The organism is Exilispira thermophila, from assembly GCF_055389015.1.
This window is the reverse complement of the sequence record NZ_AP042476.1, coordinates 1588443-1607350: the sequence shown is the minus strand read 5'-3', so window position 1 is coordinate 1607350 and position 18908 is coordinate 1588443. Positions and strand designations below refer to the sequence as shown.

Annotated in this window: 14 protein-coding genes and 1 riboswitch; of the genes, 2 read left to right on the top strand and 12 right to left on the bottom strand. The window is 18.5% G+C overall.

The window, feature by feature from the left end; all coding sequences use genetic code 11:
* Positions 1-476: 476 nt before the first annotated feature.
* Positions 477-1208, top strand: a complete 732-nt coding sequence (locus ACZ5EC_RS06785; protein ID WP_464301726.1) for a metal ABC transporter ATP-binding protein — start codon at positions 477-479, stop codon at positions 1206-1208.
* A gap of 148 nt (positions 1209-1356) precedes the next feature.
* Complete coding sequence (locus tag ACZ5EC_RS06780) at positions 1357-2184, top strand: metal ABC transporter permease (protein WP_464301725.1); 828 nt, start codon at positions 1357-1359, stop codon at positions 2182-2184.
* 165 nt (positions 2185-2349) lie between these two features.
* Here the strand turns inward: ACZ5EC_RS06780 and ACZ5EC_RS06775 are convergent, their stop codons facing one another.
* From ACZ5EC_RS06775 to ACZ5EC_RS06720, 12 genes are all read right to left on the bottom strand, one after another.
* Entirely contained in the window at positions 2350-3834 is a 1485-nt protein-coding gene (locus tag ACZ5EC_RS06775; RefSeq protein WP_464301724.1) for a MutS-related protein, read from the bottom strand.
* 181 nt (positions 3835-4015) lie between these two features.
* Positions 4016-5551, bottom strand: a complete 1536-nt coding sequence (locus ACZ5EC_RS06770; protein ID WP_464301723.1) for a MutS-related protein — start codon at positions 5549-5551, stop codon at positions 4016-4018.
* A gap of 26 nt (positions 5552-5577) precedes the next feature.
* Positions 5578-5638: riboswitch (Fluoride riboswitch) on the bottom strand.
* Positions 5639-6262: 624 nt separating this feature from the next.
* Complete coding sequence (locus tag ACZ5EC_RS06765) at positions 6263-7519, bottom strand: TraB/GumN family protein (RefSeq protein ID WP_464301722.1); 1257 nt, start codon at positions 7517-7519, stop codon at positions 6263-6265.
* A gap of 139 nt (positions 7520-7658) precedes the next feature.
* Positions 7659-8558, bottom strand: a complete 900-nt coding sequence (locus tag ACZ5EC_RS06760; protein WP_464301721.1) for a hypothetical protein — start codon at positions 8556-8558, stop codon at positions 7659-7661.
* Between the two features lie 10 nt (positions 8559-8568).
* Entirely contained in the window at positions 8569-9567 is a 999-nt protein-coding gene (locus tag ACZ5EC_RS06755; protein WP_464301720.1) for a hypothetical protein, read from the bottom strand.
* Between the two features lie 67 nt (positions 9568-9634).
* Entirely contained in the window at positions 9635-10630 is a 996-nt protein-coding gene (locus tag ACZ5EC_RS06750; RefSeq protein ID WP_464301719.1) for a hypothetical protein, read from the bottom strand.
* A gap of 87 nt (positions 10631-10717) precedes the next feature.
* Positions 10718-11131 carry a hypothetical protein gene (locus ACZ5EC_RS06745; protein ID WP_464301718.1) on the bottom strand — a complete coding sequence of 138 codons (414 nt, stop codon included), beginning with the start codon at positions 11129-11131 and terminating at the stop codon, positions 10718-10720.
* 1376 nt (positions 11132-12507) lie between these two features.
* The gene (locus ACZ5EC_RS06740) at positions 12508-13449 is read right to left on the bottom strand and encodes a hypothetical protein (protein WP_464301717.1); all 942 of its coding nucleotides are present in this window, start codon (positions 13447-13449) and stop codon (positions 12508-12510) included.
* Positions 13450-14124: 675 nt separating this feature from the next.
* Positions 14125-14544 (bottom strand): hypothetical protein, encoded by a 420-nt coding sequence (locus tag ACZ5EC_RS06735; RefSeq protein WP_464301716.1) that lies wholly within the window; start codon positions 14542-14544, stop codon positions 14125-14127.
* A 399-nt stretch (positions 14545-14943) separates the two neighbouring features.
* Entirely contained in the window at positions 14944-15657 is a 714-nt protein-coding gene (locus ACZ5EC_RS06730; RefSeq protein WP_464301715.1) for a cysteine peptidase family C39 domain-containing protein, read from the bottom strand.
* Positions 15658-15948: 291 nt separating this feature from the next.
* Positions 15949-16848, bottom strand: a complete 900-nt coding sequence (locus tag ACZ5EC_RS06725; protein WP_464301714.1) for a hypothetical protein — start codon at positions 16846-16848, stop codon at positions 15949-15951.
* Between the two features lie 109 nt (positions 16849-16957).
* Entirely contained in the window at positions 16958-17962 is a 1005-nt protein-coding gene (locus tag ACZ5EC_RS06720; RefSeq protein WP_464301713.1) for a hypothetical protein, read from the bottom strand.
* Positions 17963-18908 lie beyond the last annotated feature (946 nt).

The following is an 18908-nucleotide window of genomic DNA, read 5'->3' as shown; positions in this document are numbered from 1 at the left end:
TATATAAAATCAATTATTTTTAACAGTTTTAAATATTTATTGTCAACTTTACAATATTGTAATATTGAATAATAATGTTATTATAAAAAAAATATGATATTTTTAAATTAAATATTAAAATATAAATTTAAATTTTAAAATATAAATCAATATTTTATTACAATATATGATATTTTCCTTTTCCTATTATGATTATAATACAAAATTTAATTTTTTTGTATTTTAAATTTTAAAAAAAAAATTCACATTTTAATTTAAAATGTTAAAAATTCTTGTCTTAAGAACTAATTTATATTAAATTATTAAATGAAAATTTTGAAAACTTACTAAAATATTAAAATTAATAAATTAAATTTATTAAAATCTTATAATTAAAATATTATATAATAAAGTTAAATATAAGTTCAAGATTTTAAGTTATTTTTAAAAATAGTATCAAATTAATATTTAAAAAATAAAATAATAAAGAGATAAAAATGATATCAATTAAAAATCTGAATTTTAAAATAAATAATAGAGAAATTTTATCAAATATATCCCTTGATATACATAAAGGGGAATTTGCAGCTATAATAGGTCCAAATGGTGCTGGTAAATCCACTTTGATTAAAATAATATTAGGTCTTATTAAAGGTTATGAGGGATTAATTTATATAGAAAATGAACCTCATTTAGAATGGTTAAAAAAGAATATCATTGGTTATCTTCCTCAAAAGGAATTTTTTGATAGATCTTTCCCGGCTGATGTTATTGATATTGTATTGATGGGGCTTGCAGGAAAAGTTGGATTGTTTAAAAAATTTTCTAAAGAAGATTATAAAAAAGCTGAACTTGCTTTAGAAAAAGTTAATATGTTACAATTAAAAAATCAGTCAATAGGAGAACTTTCAGGAGGTCAGTTCCAGAGAATTTTACTTGCAAGAGCTTTAGTTTCAGATCCTGATTATATTTTTTTAGATGAACCTGAAGCAGGTGTTGATAGAAAAACAATTGAAAGTTTTTATAAAATTCTTGTTGATTTAAATAAAGAGGGCAAAACAATTATTTTAGTATCTCATGATATAAATATTATTACAAAATATTGTAATTATCTGATCTGTTTAAATAGAACTTTGCATTGTCATAATCAAACTGAATTACTTAATAGTGAAATATTAAAGAAAACATATGGAGATGTTATTCAACTTATAGAACAAAAATACAAATAAATTATTTTAGAGACAAAAAATACAAAATAATAAAGAAATACAAATAAATTATTTTGAATATAATGTTAAAAATACAAATAGATTGAAAAAACATATTATTTTATATATAGACTTAAAAGTAAAAATAATTAATCAGGTTTTAAATTATATGAAAGAAATATTTAGTATAAATTTTTTGCTTATTTCTTTTTTAGCTTCAATTTTTTCAGCAGCTTCAACTTCATTGTTGTCACCATTTGTTACCTTAAAAAAGATTTCTTATTTTGGAGAAGCTATTTCTCACATAGCTTTTGCAGGAATTGCTTTTGCATTACTTTTTAATTTAAATGTAAATCTTACAACAATTATTTTTATAGTTTTAATAACACTTATTATTGGATATTTATCAAAAAAATTTCAATTTGAAGAAACAAATATTACAACAATCTTTTTGTCTGTTTCAATGGCACTTGGAATTATAATTATTTCTTTTAAAAAAGATTATACTGTAGATATAGCAAGTTATCTTTTTGGAAACATTTTACTTGTATCAAAAGGTGATCTTATTTACCTTATTATTCTTTTCATTATAAATTTATTATTTTTGATAATGTTTTTTAAAGAGTTATTTTACATATGTTACAATGAAGAAATAGCAAGAATTTTTAAAATTAAAACATCTTTAGTTTATTATATATTTTTAATTTTAGTTTCTATAAATATAGTAGTTTCAGTTAAAATTATTGGGATTATAATGATAACAGCTCAACTTTTATTACCTGGTGTTACTTCATTAAATCTTACAAATAAAGTCAAAAAATCAGTAATTTTAGCTTTTTTAATTTCAATTTTATCTTCTATTTCAGGTTATTACCTTTCCTATTTATTAAATATTCCTTCAGGTGCAACAATTGTACTTATTTTGTTTATATTTTTCTTATCTTCAATTCTTTATAAAAATCTTAAAACAAAAACTCTGACAAAGACTATTAGTTAATTTTTAGTAATACTTTAGCTTTTAGTAATGTTTTGATTTTTTCTAAGTTAAATTTTTTTTCACTTTAGTTAAAAAAACTATTTTTTAAAATTATTATTGAAATTAATAAATAAATTTATTCATGATTAAATAAAAACAGGAATAAATCAACAGAACTTAATAAAATTAATTGGATTCATTATGTTGAAATGGATTAAATACTTCGTTATAAACATCTTCTCCAAAAGCAGATTGTTGAGGTAATTGTTCAATTAATTTGAAAGTTCTTTGTCCATTGTTTTTTCTTTCTGCTTTTAAGTATAATACCTTATAATTTTTATTATTATAAAATGAAATTGCAAATTCATAAAGGTGTGTAACAAAAGCTATTTTAATACCAGATTCTAAAAATGCTTGTGTTATTTGTTTTGCAATCTCTGAACCTTCCCTCTCATTAGTAGAGGAAAATGATTCATTAAAAAGTATTAAGCTGTTTGGTTTTATATAATTTACAACTTTGTTTATTCTTTCTAATTCTTCATCAAGTTTACCACTATTTAATTTTGAATCCTCTTTTCTTATAAAATGTGTGAAAATATTATTAAAAACTGTTGATTTATAAAATTTAGCAGGTACAAATAATCCAGTTTGAGTTAAAAGTTGAGCTATTCCTATGCTTCTTAGTGTAGTAGTTTTCCCTCCTTGATTTGCACCTGTTATTATTATTATATCTTTATTTTCAGCATTAATATTATTTGAAATAATTTTTTGTTTTTTTGTTATTGATAAAGAAAGGTCATATAATTCTTCTGCTTTAATAAAAAAATGTTTATTATTTTCAATCTCAGGGAAACATAAATTTCCATCTATATTTTTAATATAATTATATAAATTAATGCTTCCAATATAAAAAGCAATCTGTTTTTGTAACTCAATAAAAAAAGATCTTATATTTTCTGCTGCTTCAGATAAATAAGTTGAAGCTTTATTTAAAGCTTTGTTTTTGATTGTTCCTAGAATTTGAAATCCTGCATCATCCCTATTGCTTAAAAAAAATGAGTAACTTTTTGAACTAACTTTTTTTGTTGGTTTTAGTAAAGAGAAGCTTGTTCCCATGTTTGCAAATCCCAGTGTAGCACTAATTAAAATTCCTTTTTTAAATTGCAGGTCAGTTAAAATATTTTCAATTTTTTTGAAATATTCTTCATTGAGATTTTTTTTTATTGTTTCGCAAAAAGTTTTGATTCCATTTGAATTTGAATTTTTTTCCAGTTCTAATGTTATTTCATATATTTTTTTTAAACCAGGAATTAAAGATAAAATCACTCCAACACTATTATAAAGAACTGATGATGGATTTTTAGTAAAAAGGAAAAAATATCCTTTTTTCTCTTCTTCAAGGCTTTCTATTATAGTATTATAAAGTATTTTAATTTTTTCCTGATTTTTTATTAAATCTTTCATTATATCCTGTCTGTGTTTAATAGTAACAATATTGTTTTCATAATTTGAAAATACATTTTTAACAATTTTGTATATAAATTTGTCATTATCTGCCATAATTGAGAAAATTGACTCCATCTCAAGGTCGTAAAATAGATCTTTAATATTTTCAGAAATATTATCATTAATTGTATATTCTTTGTCCGGGTATAACAAATTAATTTTCATAGTTGTATTGTTTCCTGTTATTTTTATTTTTATTTCATTTTATTTTTACTTTTTGAACTTATTTATCTAAGATTACATAAGTTGTTTTTATCCTATTTTTATTTATTTTATATTTATATAATAATTATTTTAATACTATTATTCTATTGAGATTTTATTGAATTTTGTTCTTGTTTATTTTTCATTCTTTATTTTTGATTCTTGATTTTATTTGATCATATGTTAACCCATATTTTTTTGCTATATATAGAGCATATGCATTTTTGTCAGCTTCTTTTCTTTCTATTTTAAATGATTTTAGTCTTTTTGAATTTTCATTACCAGAACTAACAAAACTAACAGTTTTTTTACTAAGTCTTGATAATTCATATATAAAGGTAACATAAACACATATGGCATCAAGCATTTCAATTTTTAATAGAATTTTTTTACCCAGTTTTAAAGCATCATAGGATGTTGTAGAATTAAATATTTCATTAATTATTATAATACTTTTTGATGTAGCTTTATCAAATATTGATTTAACTCTAATAATATCCTGCTTTAATTTTCCTTCGGGATTATTAAGTGTTTCCTCTTTTTCAAAATGGGTGTAAATTCCATCACAATTATAAAGTATTGCACTTGCTCCAGGAATTGGTAGTCCAAGTTTTGCAAGATAATGTATAGAACCAAACATTCTTGCAAATGTTGTTTTTCCCCCTTGATTTGGACCTGTAACAACTATTATTCTCTCAGGTTCATTTAAATAATAGCTATTTGTTATTGTTTCTTTGTTATAAAAAATGTTTTTTAATGCTAAAGCTATATCGAAAGAATTATAAACCTTTTCTTCTTTACTTATATTAGAAAGTTTTGGATAGCAGAATTGTAACCCTTTACTTTTAATTAAATTTAAGATTTTATACCATGAAAGATAAAATTGAATTTCTCTATCAATTTTTAAGATATCTTGTTCAATAAAGTTTTTAACTTTTAAATAAAAACTATTTAATCTTTTAAAAGGTTCAGGGAAAAGTTTAGAAAGTTTTAATAATATTTTTTCCTGAATATGGTCTGCTCCAATAATATCTTCAAAATGGAACATCTCTTTTTTGTTTTTATTCAATTTAAATCTTTCAAAAGCGTTAATAATATCAATATTATATTCTACTTCATTGTTAAATTTTCTTACAGTTACTTTATTTCCTTTTATTTGAATAGTATATTTTATCAAATTAAGAGCAGATTTAATTTCTCTGGATTCCAGTTTAATAAATTTAAATGGTGTTGAAAAAGTTAATTCTGATAAATAGGATTTAAGTTTTAACAATCCTTCAGACTGAACATTTTTAGTATTTAGAGTTTGTAGTAATTCCTCTATTGCATTTACATAAATTATTACTGTTTCTAAAAAAAAGCTTTGCTTTGAAATATCAAGATAAAGGTTTTCGTAATAATTTTTGAAACTTAAAACTTGTTTAATATTTTTAGAAAATGTTTCTAATTCATCAAATAAATTATAAGTCTCAATATCTTTTATTACATTCTGTCTATAATAAATTTCTTCAATATCATTTAATAGTGTATAGTATAAGGGGGAAAGGTTGTATTTTTCTTTATCTTTTAAAATGAAATCTAATATCTGATCTAAATAAAGGTCTTCAAAACATTGAGGTTTTGATTTGATTTCCAGATAATTTTTAGGGTTTTTAAAAAGAATTGAGATGAATTTCATAAATTGATTTACTCCTGCTGTTTAAAATAAAAGCAGGAGTCATTAGCCAGTAGGCAATTAATGGAGGACTCCATCTCCAGTTATTGATTTTTTAAAAAATATAATTATCAAAAAAAAATTGTAAAGAATTAAAAAAAAGGTTAAAACTTTTTTTATAATTTCTTTTCAAATTTTTAATCCTCTTTTTTAATAGTGTACCATAATCAATACCAAAAGTATTTTTAATTATTGTAAACCCTCTATCTCTTTTTTATAAAATGTTTCATATTTATATTACATCTTTTTGAATTAAAAATTTTACATTAAAATTAAGTAACACTATTTTATTCTATTTTAAATTATTATAAAAAATAAAATAATAAAATAAGAAAATTATTAAAGAGCCTAATATACTAGCAAATATTGTAATAATTATATATTTTTTTTTCTTAATTTTATCTTTTTTAATATTTTTTCTTTTAAATAACAACCATTCTATAAAATTAAATACATTAAAACCAAGAAAAAATATTAAAGCAGCTGTTAAAGAAAGTAGCAATTTATATGACATTTTTAATTATTCTTTATTTTTTTTATTTAGTTATTATTTTTTTATAGTTATTTTTAAGTTCTCTTTCATAATATATGGATATTTAATCTAAATCACTTACAATTTGTAATATTTTTCTATCTTCTTTGCTTTATAACTTTTGACCTTTCCTTAATATTATATTAAAATTCAGGTGAATTTTTTACAACAATTATATATTGATAAAAATCTGTTGTTGAAACATCTTTTTGCAAATATTTTGGATAATAAATTACAAGGTTTCCTTTTTTTGAAAAAGGGGAATTTTCCCCTATTAATCTAAATAATGTTAAATTATCTTTTGAGTATTTTTTTAAAATATTTACAAATTCAGTTTTAAATTCTGTACCATAAGTTTCATCTAATTTCATATAATAAGTATAATTTTTATTCCCTAATTTAATTAAACTATTTATATACAAATATCTAATAGATAAAACTTTATGTTTAAAATATGGATCTTCAAAATTTAATCTTTGTGCAAGATTTAAAAAAGAGATTTTTTTTTGACAAATATGTTGATATCCAAATTGACCAAATACTTTTCCCCCTTTAATATTCTTATAAAAATTTGCAAATCTTTTATAAACTAATTCATCTCGTAATTGATAAAAAAGATCAGAAGGATGACTAAAATTACATTTTTTAAGAATATTATATTCTTCAATTTGACTATTAATAATAAAATAAAAATTATTAAATTCTTCTCCTAGAATATTTTCATATAGACTTTTATTTTCTTGAATACTTTTTTTTAATTCAAATATAAAATTATAATAAGAATCATTAAAAGAATCTATTGTGTCTAATATACTATCTTTTTCTTTTGAATCAAAAAAAATAATATTATAAATTTTGTTTATTTTATCATAATATTTTTTAATTTTTGAAGGTATTTTTTTATCTTGAAATAAAAAATGTAAATACCAAAATATAGCTTCTATATAATGCAAAGTATCAAATCCAATTACAATAATCTTTTTAGAATCTTCTAAATTTTTATTATAATTATATAATTTTATAAAAAATTCTAAATATTCTGGTTTTAAAATTTTTTTTAAATAATAATTGTTACCAGATTCTAAATAATTATTAACCATTTGAGCAAATGAATATGAACCCTCCAACCACAAATATTTAAAATTATGTTTTTTATTTAAATATTTCAATATTTTCATTCTCAATATATCATTAAATTTAATATAATGATTTTCACCAGCTAAAACTATTTCATAGTTTTTGATATCTTTATCTATTAAAGTTAAATCATTATTGTCTTCAATGCCCATTTTTATATTAGAATAGTTATTTTTTATATAATTTTCATAATCATTGATATTAAAAGAAATAAGTGTAAGTAAAAATATAAAAAAGATTATTAAATAAATAATTTTTTTCATATTTTTTAAACTTTCATAAATTAATTAATTTAGTTATTTTAAAGATGGATACAGAATAAAATTATAAATAAAACATAATTTAATTGTTCATTAATTATTTTTTGCTATTCATATAAAAAATTTATAATTCAAATTAGATTCACTTTAATTTTAAACTAAAATAAATATCAAAATATGGATTTAATACACCTTCAGTTAAATTGTTACTTATACTTAAAGTTATGCTGTTATCTTCATTTATATTTATACTAAATCCTGCTTTTAACATTATCTTAAATACATAAACTTCTTTATCTTTTACTTTAAATAATTCTTTGTATTCTGGTAATATAAAATTAAACTTTAAATTGATAAAATAACTTAAAATATAGTTTAATACTTCTGTATAACCTATATTACCATTAAATATTAAACTATAATAAAAATCATTTCCTTCTTTATACAATGAACAGGGTTTAAAGCTTAAATTTAATCCTGCTCCATAATTTAAAATTATTGGATCTGTTATTTTGCTTGAATTTATACCTGATGATATATTAAAATAACCATTACTTATTGAATTATCTAAATTATTTCTATAATAAAACATTGGAAAATATCCTGATGGTATAGATAAGTTGAAATAAATATCATTTATTGTGTTTGTGTAAAATGTATATTGAATCCCAATTGATGGACTTGATAATCCACCATAATAATTGAAAACAAAATATTGCCTTGTATGTTCATTAAAATTTTCATCATAATAAGTTTCAACCTTATATATTTTTTCAAAATTAACATCAAATGGTAAATATAAATTAAACTCAAAATCTTTTTTTGGTTGAAACATAAGATAAATATATGGAGTAAAGTAATAATATGTAGAATAAGAATATTGATAAACATTAAGATTAGTCCCCGTTAATAAAGATAAACTAAACTTCTGTCTTTTAACCCTGTTAAATTCATCTGCTTTGGTAATTTTATTAAAACTTAAAAAGAATAATAGAAATATTATAAACATTAATAAATTACTTTTTTTATGTTTAATGCTCATAAATACACCTCTAAAAATTATTTTTTAGATAATCTTCAAATTCTTTCATTAAAGACTTAAAATCTTTATTAATAGAATAGTTAACTAAATCATCAACTGTATCATACTTATAAAACATTAAATTTTTTGTAAATAAATAGACATATTTAATACCATATTTTTCTAATATAAATTTTGGAAACATTATTCCCAAATACATTGGTAAATAAGAATTATCATCTACAAATTTTAAATAATAATCTAAATCTTTTATATCCTTAATACTTATTTTTGGTTTAATATATTCTAAAGCTTTGTTGTATATTTTATTCTTTAAATAATAACTAAATTTTTTATCATCAATACTAAAATCATTTGTCATTGCAATATATTCAAGAAAACAATCTATTAAAGTATTCCTAAAAAAACTTATTTCTCTTAATTCAACTTCATAATTTTTTGACTTATTATATAAATTATAATAAGTTCGCAATATATAATCTTGATAGGATTTAGGTAAATTATTAAATGCTAACATATTAAATAATTTTAAAATTGTTCCATTATACAATGAATCTCTCAAACTTAATATTTTTCCTTCTACACATTTAATAAAAGCTAAATTATATCTAGGTATTAATATTGAGTCTCTATCTTCTTCTTCATAAAGTATTTCATTCATAAATTTGTTAAAATATTTTAGTTGACTTTTATCTTTAACCTTTGATTTAATAAATCCAAAATCACTTTTAGAAATTTCATTATATTTTTTATTTACAAGAAAAATAACAACTTTTTGGTTAGTTATATCAAAATTATTTTGAAATTTTGAAAAGAACTTATTAATGATATCTTTAAAATTTTGAACATAATCTATAGAAAGATTTTTATCTACAGATTTGCTTATAAAAATATTTATGTTACCTACTTCATAATATGATAATTTATTAGATTTTTTAGATGAACATGAAATTTGAGATATTAATAAAATTAAAATTATTAAAATAAAAATAATATGTAATTTTTTCATTTTTAATCCTTTCGAAATTTATAAATTATTATATTTTTAAAACTTTTTATTTTTAATTTAATTTTTTTTATTTATTTATAATATTTATAAAATAGTTTTTTGCCTTCAATATAATATTTTCAAAATTATCTTTATATAAAAGCATAAATAAATTATCAATACCTCTATAAGGATTATTATATAGAGATTTGATAAGTTTTAATATTCCATCGTAACCAAATTTATCATAAAGATATATTAATAAAATATCTTCATAATTAAATAAATTTTTTTCTGGTTCTTTATAATCATATATATAATATTTAATATGATATAATATATCGTTTATATTTTTTATTTTCTGCTCTTTAAGATGATTTTTTTTATCTATCATTGTTATTTTAAGTAATTCATCATTAAAATCAAAACCTAAATTATTGTCTAAAATATAAGAATATAAATTTGTAATTGCATCATTAACTAAATGTAAGTATGAATTGTCAAAATAATTATTAAAACTATTTTGTATTGTATTTTCTTTAAAATTTTTATTAATTATATAATGATTAACTTCTGCTATTAAAATATTTATAATTTCATTTAAATAAAAATTTTCAATAAATATAACATTATATTCTGGTTTAAATAATCCATCAATATATTCATCATCAGTTTCAGCACCTTTATCAAAATATTTCAAATTTTCAAAAATCCCTAAATAATCATTATTAATATTTTTTAACTCCTTTGTATTTTTTAATAAAATTGGATCATAGGTTTCTAGCTCTTTAAAACTGTTTCTTAGAATAAAAAAATAAATATTTTCATTTCTAATATCAAAATTTTTAACTAAACTATTATTATTGTAAAAATTATTTACTTTTAAGTAATAAATTTTATAAAATTGTTTTACAGTATCAATGTTTATTTTTTTACTTATAAATATTTTATTATTTTTTATTTTTCTAAAATAATAAACAGATTTTTTATTATCTGATTTTTCTTTTAAAATAACTACACCTATAATCATAAGTAAAATAAATATAAAAATTGAAATATTTCTTAAATTAAATTTTATTTTCATGAATTTAATCCCTTTTAATATTTTTAAAGGGGTAAAAACTTACCCCTTTATTTGTATAGTTATCAATATCTTTTTAGCTACTTTTTTCTACATTCTATCTACATCATGAGGTTTATTAAACTGAATTCCTGTCCATGAATCCCACATTAATTTTTTAGCTCTTTCTTTTACTTTCTGCCACCAACTTTTTTTATCTATATTTTGTGGACCTGGTTGATCTTGACCTCCCCAAGGAATATTACCTTCTACCATTCTAGTATGTACTTCCCCCACAACCTCACTCATCTCTTCATCACTTACTTCATTATCTCCAATTATTGCATCAAGTTCTTTGAAACTATCGTCTTCATTGTTATTAATTACAATTTCTCCACTTTTAATATTACTTTCAAACATTTTTTGTCCTATTTTAGCTTTGTCTATATTCCCTGCTAATACATTTATTGTAGTTAAAGAAATTAACAAAATTAATGCTATAAGTATATATGTAATTTTTCTCATCATTATCCTCCATTTTATTGGTTTATAAATTGAATTTTTTACAAATAATATTATCTTTATATTACCCTGCAGGTATGTGCTTGAACTTCTTTTTTAAAGTTTTTTAAAAACTTTTTCTATACTTGGGTTTATGAAGAACAAACATTGACAGAACTTAATAAATTCTGCCTTTTGCATCCCTGCAGGGTTCTTAGCATAATTTATTATCCCTTATAAAATCAAACTTTAAAAATAACATAAATTTATCCTTTTTTGTTAATAATAAAATTTAAATTATTGAGTTATTTAAAAAATAAATAAGATTCTATCATTATAAAAATTTTTCTCATTAAGTCAGTTTTCTAATTTGTTATTTAATCTTTTTAAAACATTTATAAAAAATTAATATTTTATTCTTTTTAGCCTTTGTCAACTGACATCCATTCAAAAAATTTTTATAATGATAGATATTTATCTTTCCTTTATTTAACAAAATACAACAAATTCTAATTTTATAATTAACAGCACCAACCCCAAAAAAATGTTATGTGTATATTTTTCCTCCTTTAAAATTATTTTAAATAATTGATTCTTATAGATAACAAGATTCAAGCTAAATTCATCTAACCCTTTGGTTAAGTTATGATTATTTTGTGAAAAAAGAGAGGATGTTGAAAAATATAATAAAAAAACAATTAATAAAATTAATACAATTTTTTTAATAATACTTTTATTTACTTTTAAATACATATATGAATCCAATACTGCATTATATTAATTTTAATTAATTGTTTAATTTACTTAAAAATGATTTTGAAAATTTTTAATAAATGTTAAAAATATGTCAAGTTATTTTTTTTCTTTTTTCTATTTTTTTAGTTTTTATTTTTATATAATTTTTGTTTATTGATATTATTAATTTATTTTTATCTGTTTAATAATTAATATTTAATAAATTGCTTTTTACCTTTATCAGTATTTTAGACACTAATGCAAATTCTTTCTTTATTTACTTATTAATCTTTATTAATAGCATATATTGTTAAATGCCAAATATTTTTAGATGCTATTAACTGGGGGGGAAAAGGATAAAATAAAAATTTTAATTCTCTTTTTAGTAATATTTTTATTACATAATATCAATATTTATTCTATCTGTATTAATTTTTTTTAATGGGGAAAATTATTTTTTTTTTTTTACATTTATTTTGAAATTAAATCAACTTATGTAAATTTAATTTACTCTAATTTTAAACTAAAATAGACATCAAAAAAAGGATATTATAATAAACCTTCTGTTAAACTGTTGCTTATACTTAAAGTTATGCTGTTATCTTATCTTTATACAATGAACAGGGTTTAAAGCTTATATACTTTTTCAAAATTTACATCAAAAATTATTTTGTATAATTTCTTTTCAAATCTTTAATCCAGTTTTTTAATAATGTATCATAATCAATACCAAAAGTATTTCTAATCATTGTATTAAAATCCATATCAGATTTTAGAGTATCATTAATAAATTTCCTAAATTTTTCAAATCCATATTTTTCCCAGATATAACGATAAAAATCTGAAAATAAAATTATATAAAAAGAATCTGATGAATAATTATTATTTTCAATATTTGTTTTTATTATATTTTTATCAATTTCAACTAAATATTTTTTATAATCATTATTTTGTTCTTTAAATAATTGCATAACCATTAATTTATAAGTGTTCATATTAAAAAACTCTGGATTTATATAAATATTCATTAAAGCATTATAAAAATAATTAATGTATAAAAAATGTGTTAAAGCTTCATCAAATAATTTCTTTTTGATTGGTATTGAATCAAATTTTTTTGAATAATAATTTACAATATGATGACTATATTCTCCTATTAATAAACCTTGAAACTCTTTTTTTTTAATATTATTATTATAATTGTCTTTATCTAAATAAATTAATATAAGTCCATTTATTTTTTCATCATAAATTTTATTTGAATAAAACGCATCAGATGATAATCTAAAATTTTGTAAAAACATTTTAATCTGATAACTTGATGAATTTAAATTGTAGATGGTTTTTACTAATTTTGCAGTTTTTTCTATAGATTTAAAATTATTTCTTAAAATAATAAATACATTTACTAAAGGCAAATAATCCAAATTTCCATATAATTTTTTTAAAAAAGAATCTACATTATTTAAATCATTAATATCAATAAATTTAATTTCATCCTCAACATAAATTTTTAAATTAATATTTTTATTAAACTTAGTCTCAGTAAATGAATAAAATAAAAATAATATAAAAATTATTAAAATTAAATTTCTTTTATTTTCCATTTTGATTTCCTTCTTTAGATATTTTATTTCTAATCTTAATATTAAATATAAATAATATAGTTAAAAAAAAATAAAGGATAAAAAATAATATATTTTTTCTTTTATTTTTTTTATATTTATTAACTATTATACTTTTTATTAAATATTAGCATAGTTCAATGAATTAATTTTTTTTTATTATACAATTTTTTTTAAATGATTTATTAGATATTTACAAAAATAATATCATTAAAAAAAATATAAAACCTGAATTATTAATATAAAACTTATATAAATTATTATTTATTAAAAATAATAAAATTAATAAAGTAAATATTACTAATATGATTTGATAATAAATATTTGTTATTTTTTCAATATTTATTTTTATTTTTAATTTATTTAATAAATTTAATAATGATAAAAATATAATTTTATTTTGTTCTATCTTTAAATATGCTAAAATCAAAGAGTAAGGAAATATTATTAAAATTAAATTTGATATATCATAATAAATTTGTTTTAAGATTAAAAAGAAATAAATCAATAGAAAAATATTTTCTAAATAAATTTCAATCTTTTTCTTTTTCATTTTAAATTTATCCTTAATTTATTTTTTAAATATGCCCGCTTATAAATATTATTTAATTTATAGCGGGCTTTTAATTTTATATTTTTTACAAAACAAAAATATTTTTAAAAACCAACTACTTTTTTTCTAACTTTAGAAATTATTTCTCCAATAATGATATTAAAAATTTTTTTTGTAATATCATGTTGCAACTTATTTGCATAGTCATAAACAATAGGCCCCATACAATAATTCCATCCTCCATCTTTTCCATATGGATCTGAAGTAAAAACAGAAGCATGTCCAACTTCCCCAACAACCTCACTCATCTCTTCATCTGTAATTTCACAATTTCCGATAATTTCATCAATTTCTTTGAAATCCTCATCTTCGTTGTTGCTAATTGTAACTTCATTATTTTCTATAGCTTGAGCAAATATTTTTTGTCCAATTGAAGCTTTATTTACTTCTTCCGCAAATATGTTTATTGTAGTTAAAGAAATTAACAAAATTAATGCTATAAGTATATATGTAATTTTTTTCATTATTATCTCCCATTTTATTTATTTAGAAATTGATATTTTTCACAAATAATATTATCTTTATATTACCCTGCAGGTAAGTGTTTGAACTTCTTTTTTAAAGTTTTTTAAAAACTTTTTCTATACTTGGGTTTAGGAAGCACAAACATTGACAGAACTTTATAAATTCTGCCTTTTGCATACCTGCAGGGTTTTTAGCATAATTTGTTATCCCTTACAAAATCAAATTTAAAAAGTAACATTAATTTATCCTTTTTTAATTTAATTAAAATATTTTAAATTTAGTTTTTACTAAAAAATACTATTTTTTAAAATTTCTATCCTTCATTTTCACTTTATAATTTATTTTGTCTTTATTTTAAGTATTATTTTTATTTTGCTTTTTATTATAATTTCTAATTTTTATTTTACTTTTAAATTCACCATACTATCAATTTTATTTCTTAAATTATTTTTAATTGTTATTATTAAATCAATATTTTTTGTTCTTTTTTTACTTTTAGCTATTAGCACATACGATGAAAATCTTTTTTTAAACTCATTTTCATCAATAAAATAAACACCTATTGATGGATCAACTATAAAGTAATATTGATAATAATTGCCAATATATAATGTAAAATGTTTTTCTGGTTTTTTAAAATGAACTATTATTGGTAAATATTTATTTTCTTTTGAAACCTTTTTTAATTTATCAATTCCTATTTTATAACCTTTTACTTTAAAACCATAAATACCAAGTATATGTTTTATATCATCTAAACTTATAGTTAGATCTTTTTTTTCTTTTAACTTTATAAAAAATCTATCAATGAGAGTTTTTTCATTAAGGTCATAAAAATAAAAATATTTTAAAAATGTTGCAATTATTGCAATTCCACATGAAGTATCAAAACCCTGTTTATATCCATAACTAAATCTTTTTTCTTCTTTTGATATTATTTTAAGTAATTGATTATTATAGTTAACAAGATTAAAGTTAAAATCTGTTAATTCTTTATTTAAATTGTGATTATTTTGAGAAAAAAGGAATGATGATGAAAAATATAATAAAAAAACAATTAAAAAAATAAATAAAACTTTTTTAATAATACTTTTATTTACCTTAAAATACATATATGAATCCAATACTGTATTATTTTAATTTAAATTAATTATTTAATTTACTTAAAAATGATTTAAAAACTTTCTAATAAATGTTAAATATTTGTCAAGTTATTTTTTTAAATTTTTAACTTTTTTTTAATGTTTTATTTAATTTTTATTTACTAATCTTTTCAATTTTTTTAATCTGTTTATAATTAATATTTAAAATTACTTTTTACCTTTATAAGCAATATAGCTACCAATGCAAATTATTTTTTTATCTATTTATTTTGAAATTGAATCAAAATATGCAAAGTTAATTCACTTTAACTTTAAATTAAAATAAATATCAAAATAAGGATTTAATACACCTTCTGTTAAACTGTTACTTATACTTAAAGTTATGCTGTTATCTTCACTAATCTTTATACTAAATCCTGCTTTTAACATTATCTTAAATACATAAACTTCTTTATCTTTTACTTTAAATAATTCTTTGTATTCTGGTAATATGAAATTAAACTTTAAATGGATAAAATAGCTTAAAATATAGTTTAATACTTCTGTATAACCTATATTACCATTAAATATTAAACTATAATAAAAATCATTTCCTTCTTTATACAATGAACAGGGTTTAAAGCTTAAATTTAATCCTGCTCCATAATTTAAAATTATTGGGTCTGTTATTTTGCTTGAATTTATACCTGATGATATATTAAAATAACCATTACTTATTGAATTATCTAAATTATTTCTATAATAAAACATTGGAAAATATCCTGATGGTATAGATAAGTTGAAATAAATATCATTTATTGTGTTTGTGTAAAATGTATATTGAATCCCAATTGATGGACTTGATAATCCACCATAATAATTGAAAACAAAATATTGCCTTGTATGTTCATTAAAATTTTCATCATAATAAGTTTCAACCTTATATATTTTTTCAAAATTAACATCAAATGGTAAATATAAATTAAACTCAAAATCTTTTTTTGGTTGAAACATAAGATAAATATATGGAGTAAAGTAATAATATGTAGAATAAGAATATTGATAAACATTAAGATTAGTCCCCGTTAATAAAGATAAACTAAACTCCTGTCTTTTAACTCTGTTAAATTCATCTGCTTTTGTAATTTTATTAAAACTTAAAAAGAATAATAGAAATATTATAAACAGTAAGAAACTACTTTTTTTATATTTAATACTCATAAATAATCCTCTAAAAATTATTTTATTTCAATAGATTTATTATAAAATAAAAATATTTTAAACAAACTAGTTATTATTTCAGATAATTTTATAATCTTTATCAAATGCTTCAAAATGGGTTTTTACCTAATTTTTTCATAAACTTATCCATTTCGATTAAAAATAATTTTAAATTTTTATTAAAAGTAATTTCAAAAAATTCATCTATAGTTGAAAATTTAAGATTGTACATATTTTTTATAAATTTCATTAATCCATCATAACCATAATTTTCATAAATGTAGTAACTTACAAAAAGGAATAAATGCACATATTTTTTATACTTTACCCCAAGAAAATATAATTCATTATAAAGATTATCATTTCCTATAAAATTTATGTAAAAAGTATTTGAAAATAATAATTCTAGTTTATTTTTTAGTATTTTGTATGTTTTATTATCAATAGTGTTATAATAATGTTCATTGAATAAGCAATGATAATAAAAATTGGTAACTGCTTCATCAAATAAAGCAAAGATATCTAAATAAGCTTTATCTTTATATGTTAACTTAAATTCAGAATCATTTAAAAGATAGAGATTGTAAAGATATTTTTTGTACAAATCTTTATTCTTTTTAATGTTTTTTTCAATCAAATAATGGCTATATTCTGAAATTATGTAAGATAAAATATTTTTAGAATCATAAATAAGTAAAAAAGTATTTAATCCTGGTAGATATAAGGAGATTGTATTTTTTTTACTTGTTTTTGATAATCCAATTAAATTGGTATCTATTGAAATATTAAACTTTTTTTCAATACATTTTTTGTATTTTTTTATAATTGGATCACCCAAATTAAATTCTGAGTAATCATTTTTTAATAAAATTATAGTTATATAATTATCTTTGATTTTATCTTTTGAAAATTCATTATTTAAATAAAATTTGTCTGTTATTAAAGGATATTCTTTTAAAAATTTTTTTAATGAACTTTTTTTTATATTCTTATTGTAAATAATTGTATTATTTCCATTTTTAATTTGTTTAAAATTTGATTTATAAATAAACTTTCCTCCTAATAAAGTTAATGCTATTGTAAAAAGCAAAATTATAATAATATATTTTTTCATATTAGTCTCCCTATATTTAATGTTTTAATAATAATTACATTTTTTATAAAATAGTTTTATATAATATTTAAAAATTTAACTAAAAAGTAAAAAGTTAAATAAAAATATAAAAAGAAAAATATAGATTAAGATTACATTATATTCTAATTTATTGTAAATATATTTAATTAAAAATCCTGGGATTATAAACAATATCAATAATATGATTGAAAATAAATTTAATGCAAAATAGGATAAAAAAATTATTATAAGTAATATTAAAAAATTTACTATAAAGGAGTATATATATGATAGGATTTTATTAGAAGTCTTAGTATAAAAATAATCAATTAAATAAAATTTAAAAAACCATTCAAAAAAGTAAATTTCAATTAATATTATTAAAAATTTTAAAATATTTGTAATCAAATATAAATTATTTCCAATATTAAATTTATATCCTTTATCAATTAAAAATTTAAAAAATATCCAGCTTAAAAGTATATAAAAAATAATAAAAATAATAAAAACTAAATTATTCTTTTTAGATTTTTTTTCTTTTTTTAAGACCAAATCAAATAATAAAAATTCTTTTTTACTAACATAAAACAAATATATTGTTAATAAAAATAATAATATAATATGTAAAAAATAATCTATAGAACCAAATACTGTATTTTTAACTTGATAATAATTAAATTTAATAAATAATTTAAAAGTTAGAAATAAACTATTTGAAAAAATAAATAGCAAAATCAATGAATTTATTAATGCAAGAATAAAGATTCTATTAATTCTTTTATTTTTTAATAATTCATTTTTTTTATTAGAATTTATATTTTTATTTTTAATTGTTAATTCAAACAATTCATTAAAAATATCAAAAAGAATATAACTTAAAAAAAATATTATTCCATAATACTTAATTTTAAAAATATAATTAATTTTTAATAAATCAAATGTAAAA

Excerpts from the sequence above, each read along its gene's own strand:
- ACZ5EC_RS06785 (WP_464301726.1), top strand. The coding sequence starts at position 477 with ATGATATCAATTAAAAATCTGAATTTTAAAATAAATAATAGAGAAATT.
- ACZ5EC_RS06780 (WP_464301725.1), top strand. The coding sequence starts at position 1,357 with ATGAAAGAAATATTTAGTATAAATTTTTTGCTTATTTCTTTTTTAGCT.
- ACZ5EC_RS06775 (WP_464301724.1), bottom strand. The coding sequence starts at position 3,834 with ATGAAAATTAATTTGTTATACCCGGACAAAGAATATACAATTAATGAT.
- ACZ5EC_RS06770 (WP_464301723.1), bottom strand. The coding sequence starts at position 5,551 with ATGAAATTCATCTCAATTCTTTTTAAAAACCCTAAAAATTATCTGGAA.
- ACZ5EC_RS06765 (WP_464301722.1), bottom strand. The coding sequence starts at position 7,519 with ATGAAAAAAATTATTTATTTAATAATCTTTTTTATATTTTTACTTACA.
- ACZ5EC_RS06760 (WP_464301721.1), bottom strand. The coding sequence starts at position 8,558 with ATGAGCATTAAACATAAAAAAAGTAATTTATTAATGTTTATAATATTT.
- ACZ5EC_RS06755 (WP_464301720.1), bottom strand. The coding sequence starts at position 9,567 with ATGAAAAAATTACATATTATTTTTATTTTAATAATTTTAATTTTATTA.
- ACZ5EC_RS06750 (WP_464301719.1), bottom strand. The coding sequence starts at position 10,630 with ATGAAAATAAAATTTAATTTAAGAAATATTTCAATTTTTATATTTATT.
- ACZ5EC_RS06745 (WP_464301718.1), bottom strand. The coding sequence starts at position 11,131 with ATGAGAAAAATTACATATATACTTATAGCATTAATTTTGTTAATTTCT.
- ACZ5EC_RS06740 (WP_464301717.1), bottom strand. The coding sequence starts at position 13,449 with ATGGAAAATAAAAGAAATTTAATTTTAATAATTTTTATATTATTTTTA.
- ACZ5EC_RS06735 (WP_464301716.1), bottom strand. The coding sequence starts at position 14,544 with ATGAAAAAAATTACATATATACTTATAGCATTAATTTTGTTAATTTCT.
- ACZ5EC_RS06730 (WP_464301715.1), bottom strand. The coding sequence starts at position 15,657 with ATGTATTTTAAGGTAAATAAAAGTATTATTAAAAAAGTTTTATTTATT.
- ACZ5EC_RS06725 (WP_464301714.1), bottom strand. The coding sequence starts at position 16,848 with ATGAGTATTAAATATAAAAAAAGTAGTTTCTTACTGTTTATAATATTT.
- ACZ5EC_RS06720 (WP_464301713.1), bottom strand. The coding sequence starts at position 17,962 with ATGAAAAAATATATTATTATAATTTTGCTTTTTACAATAGCATTAACT.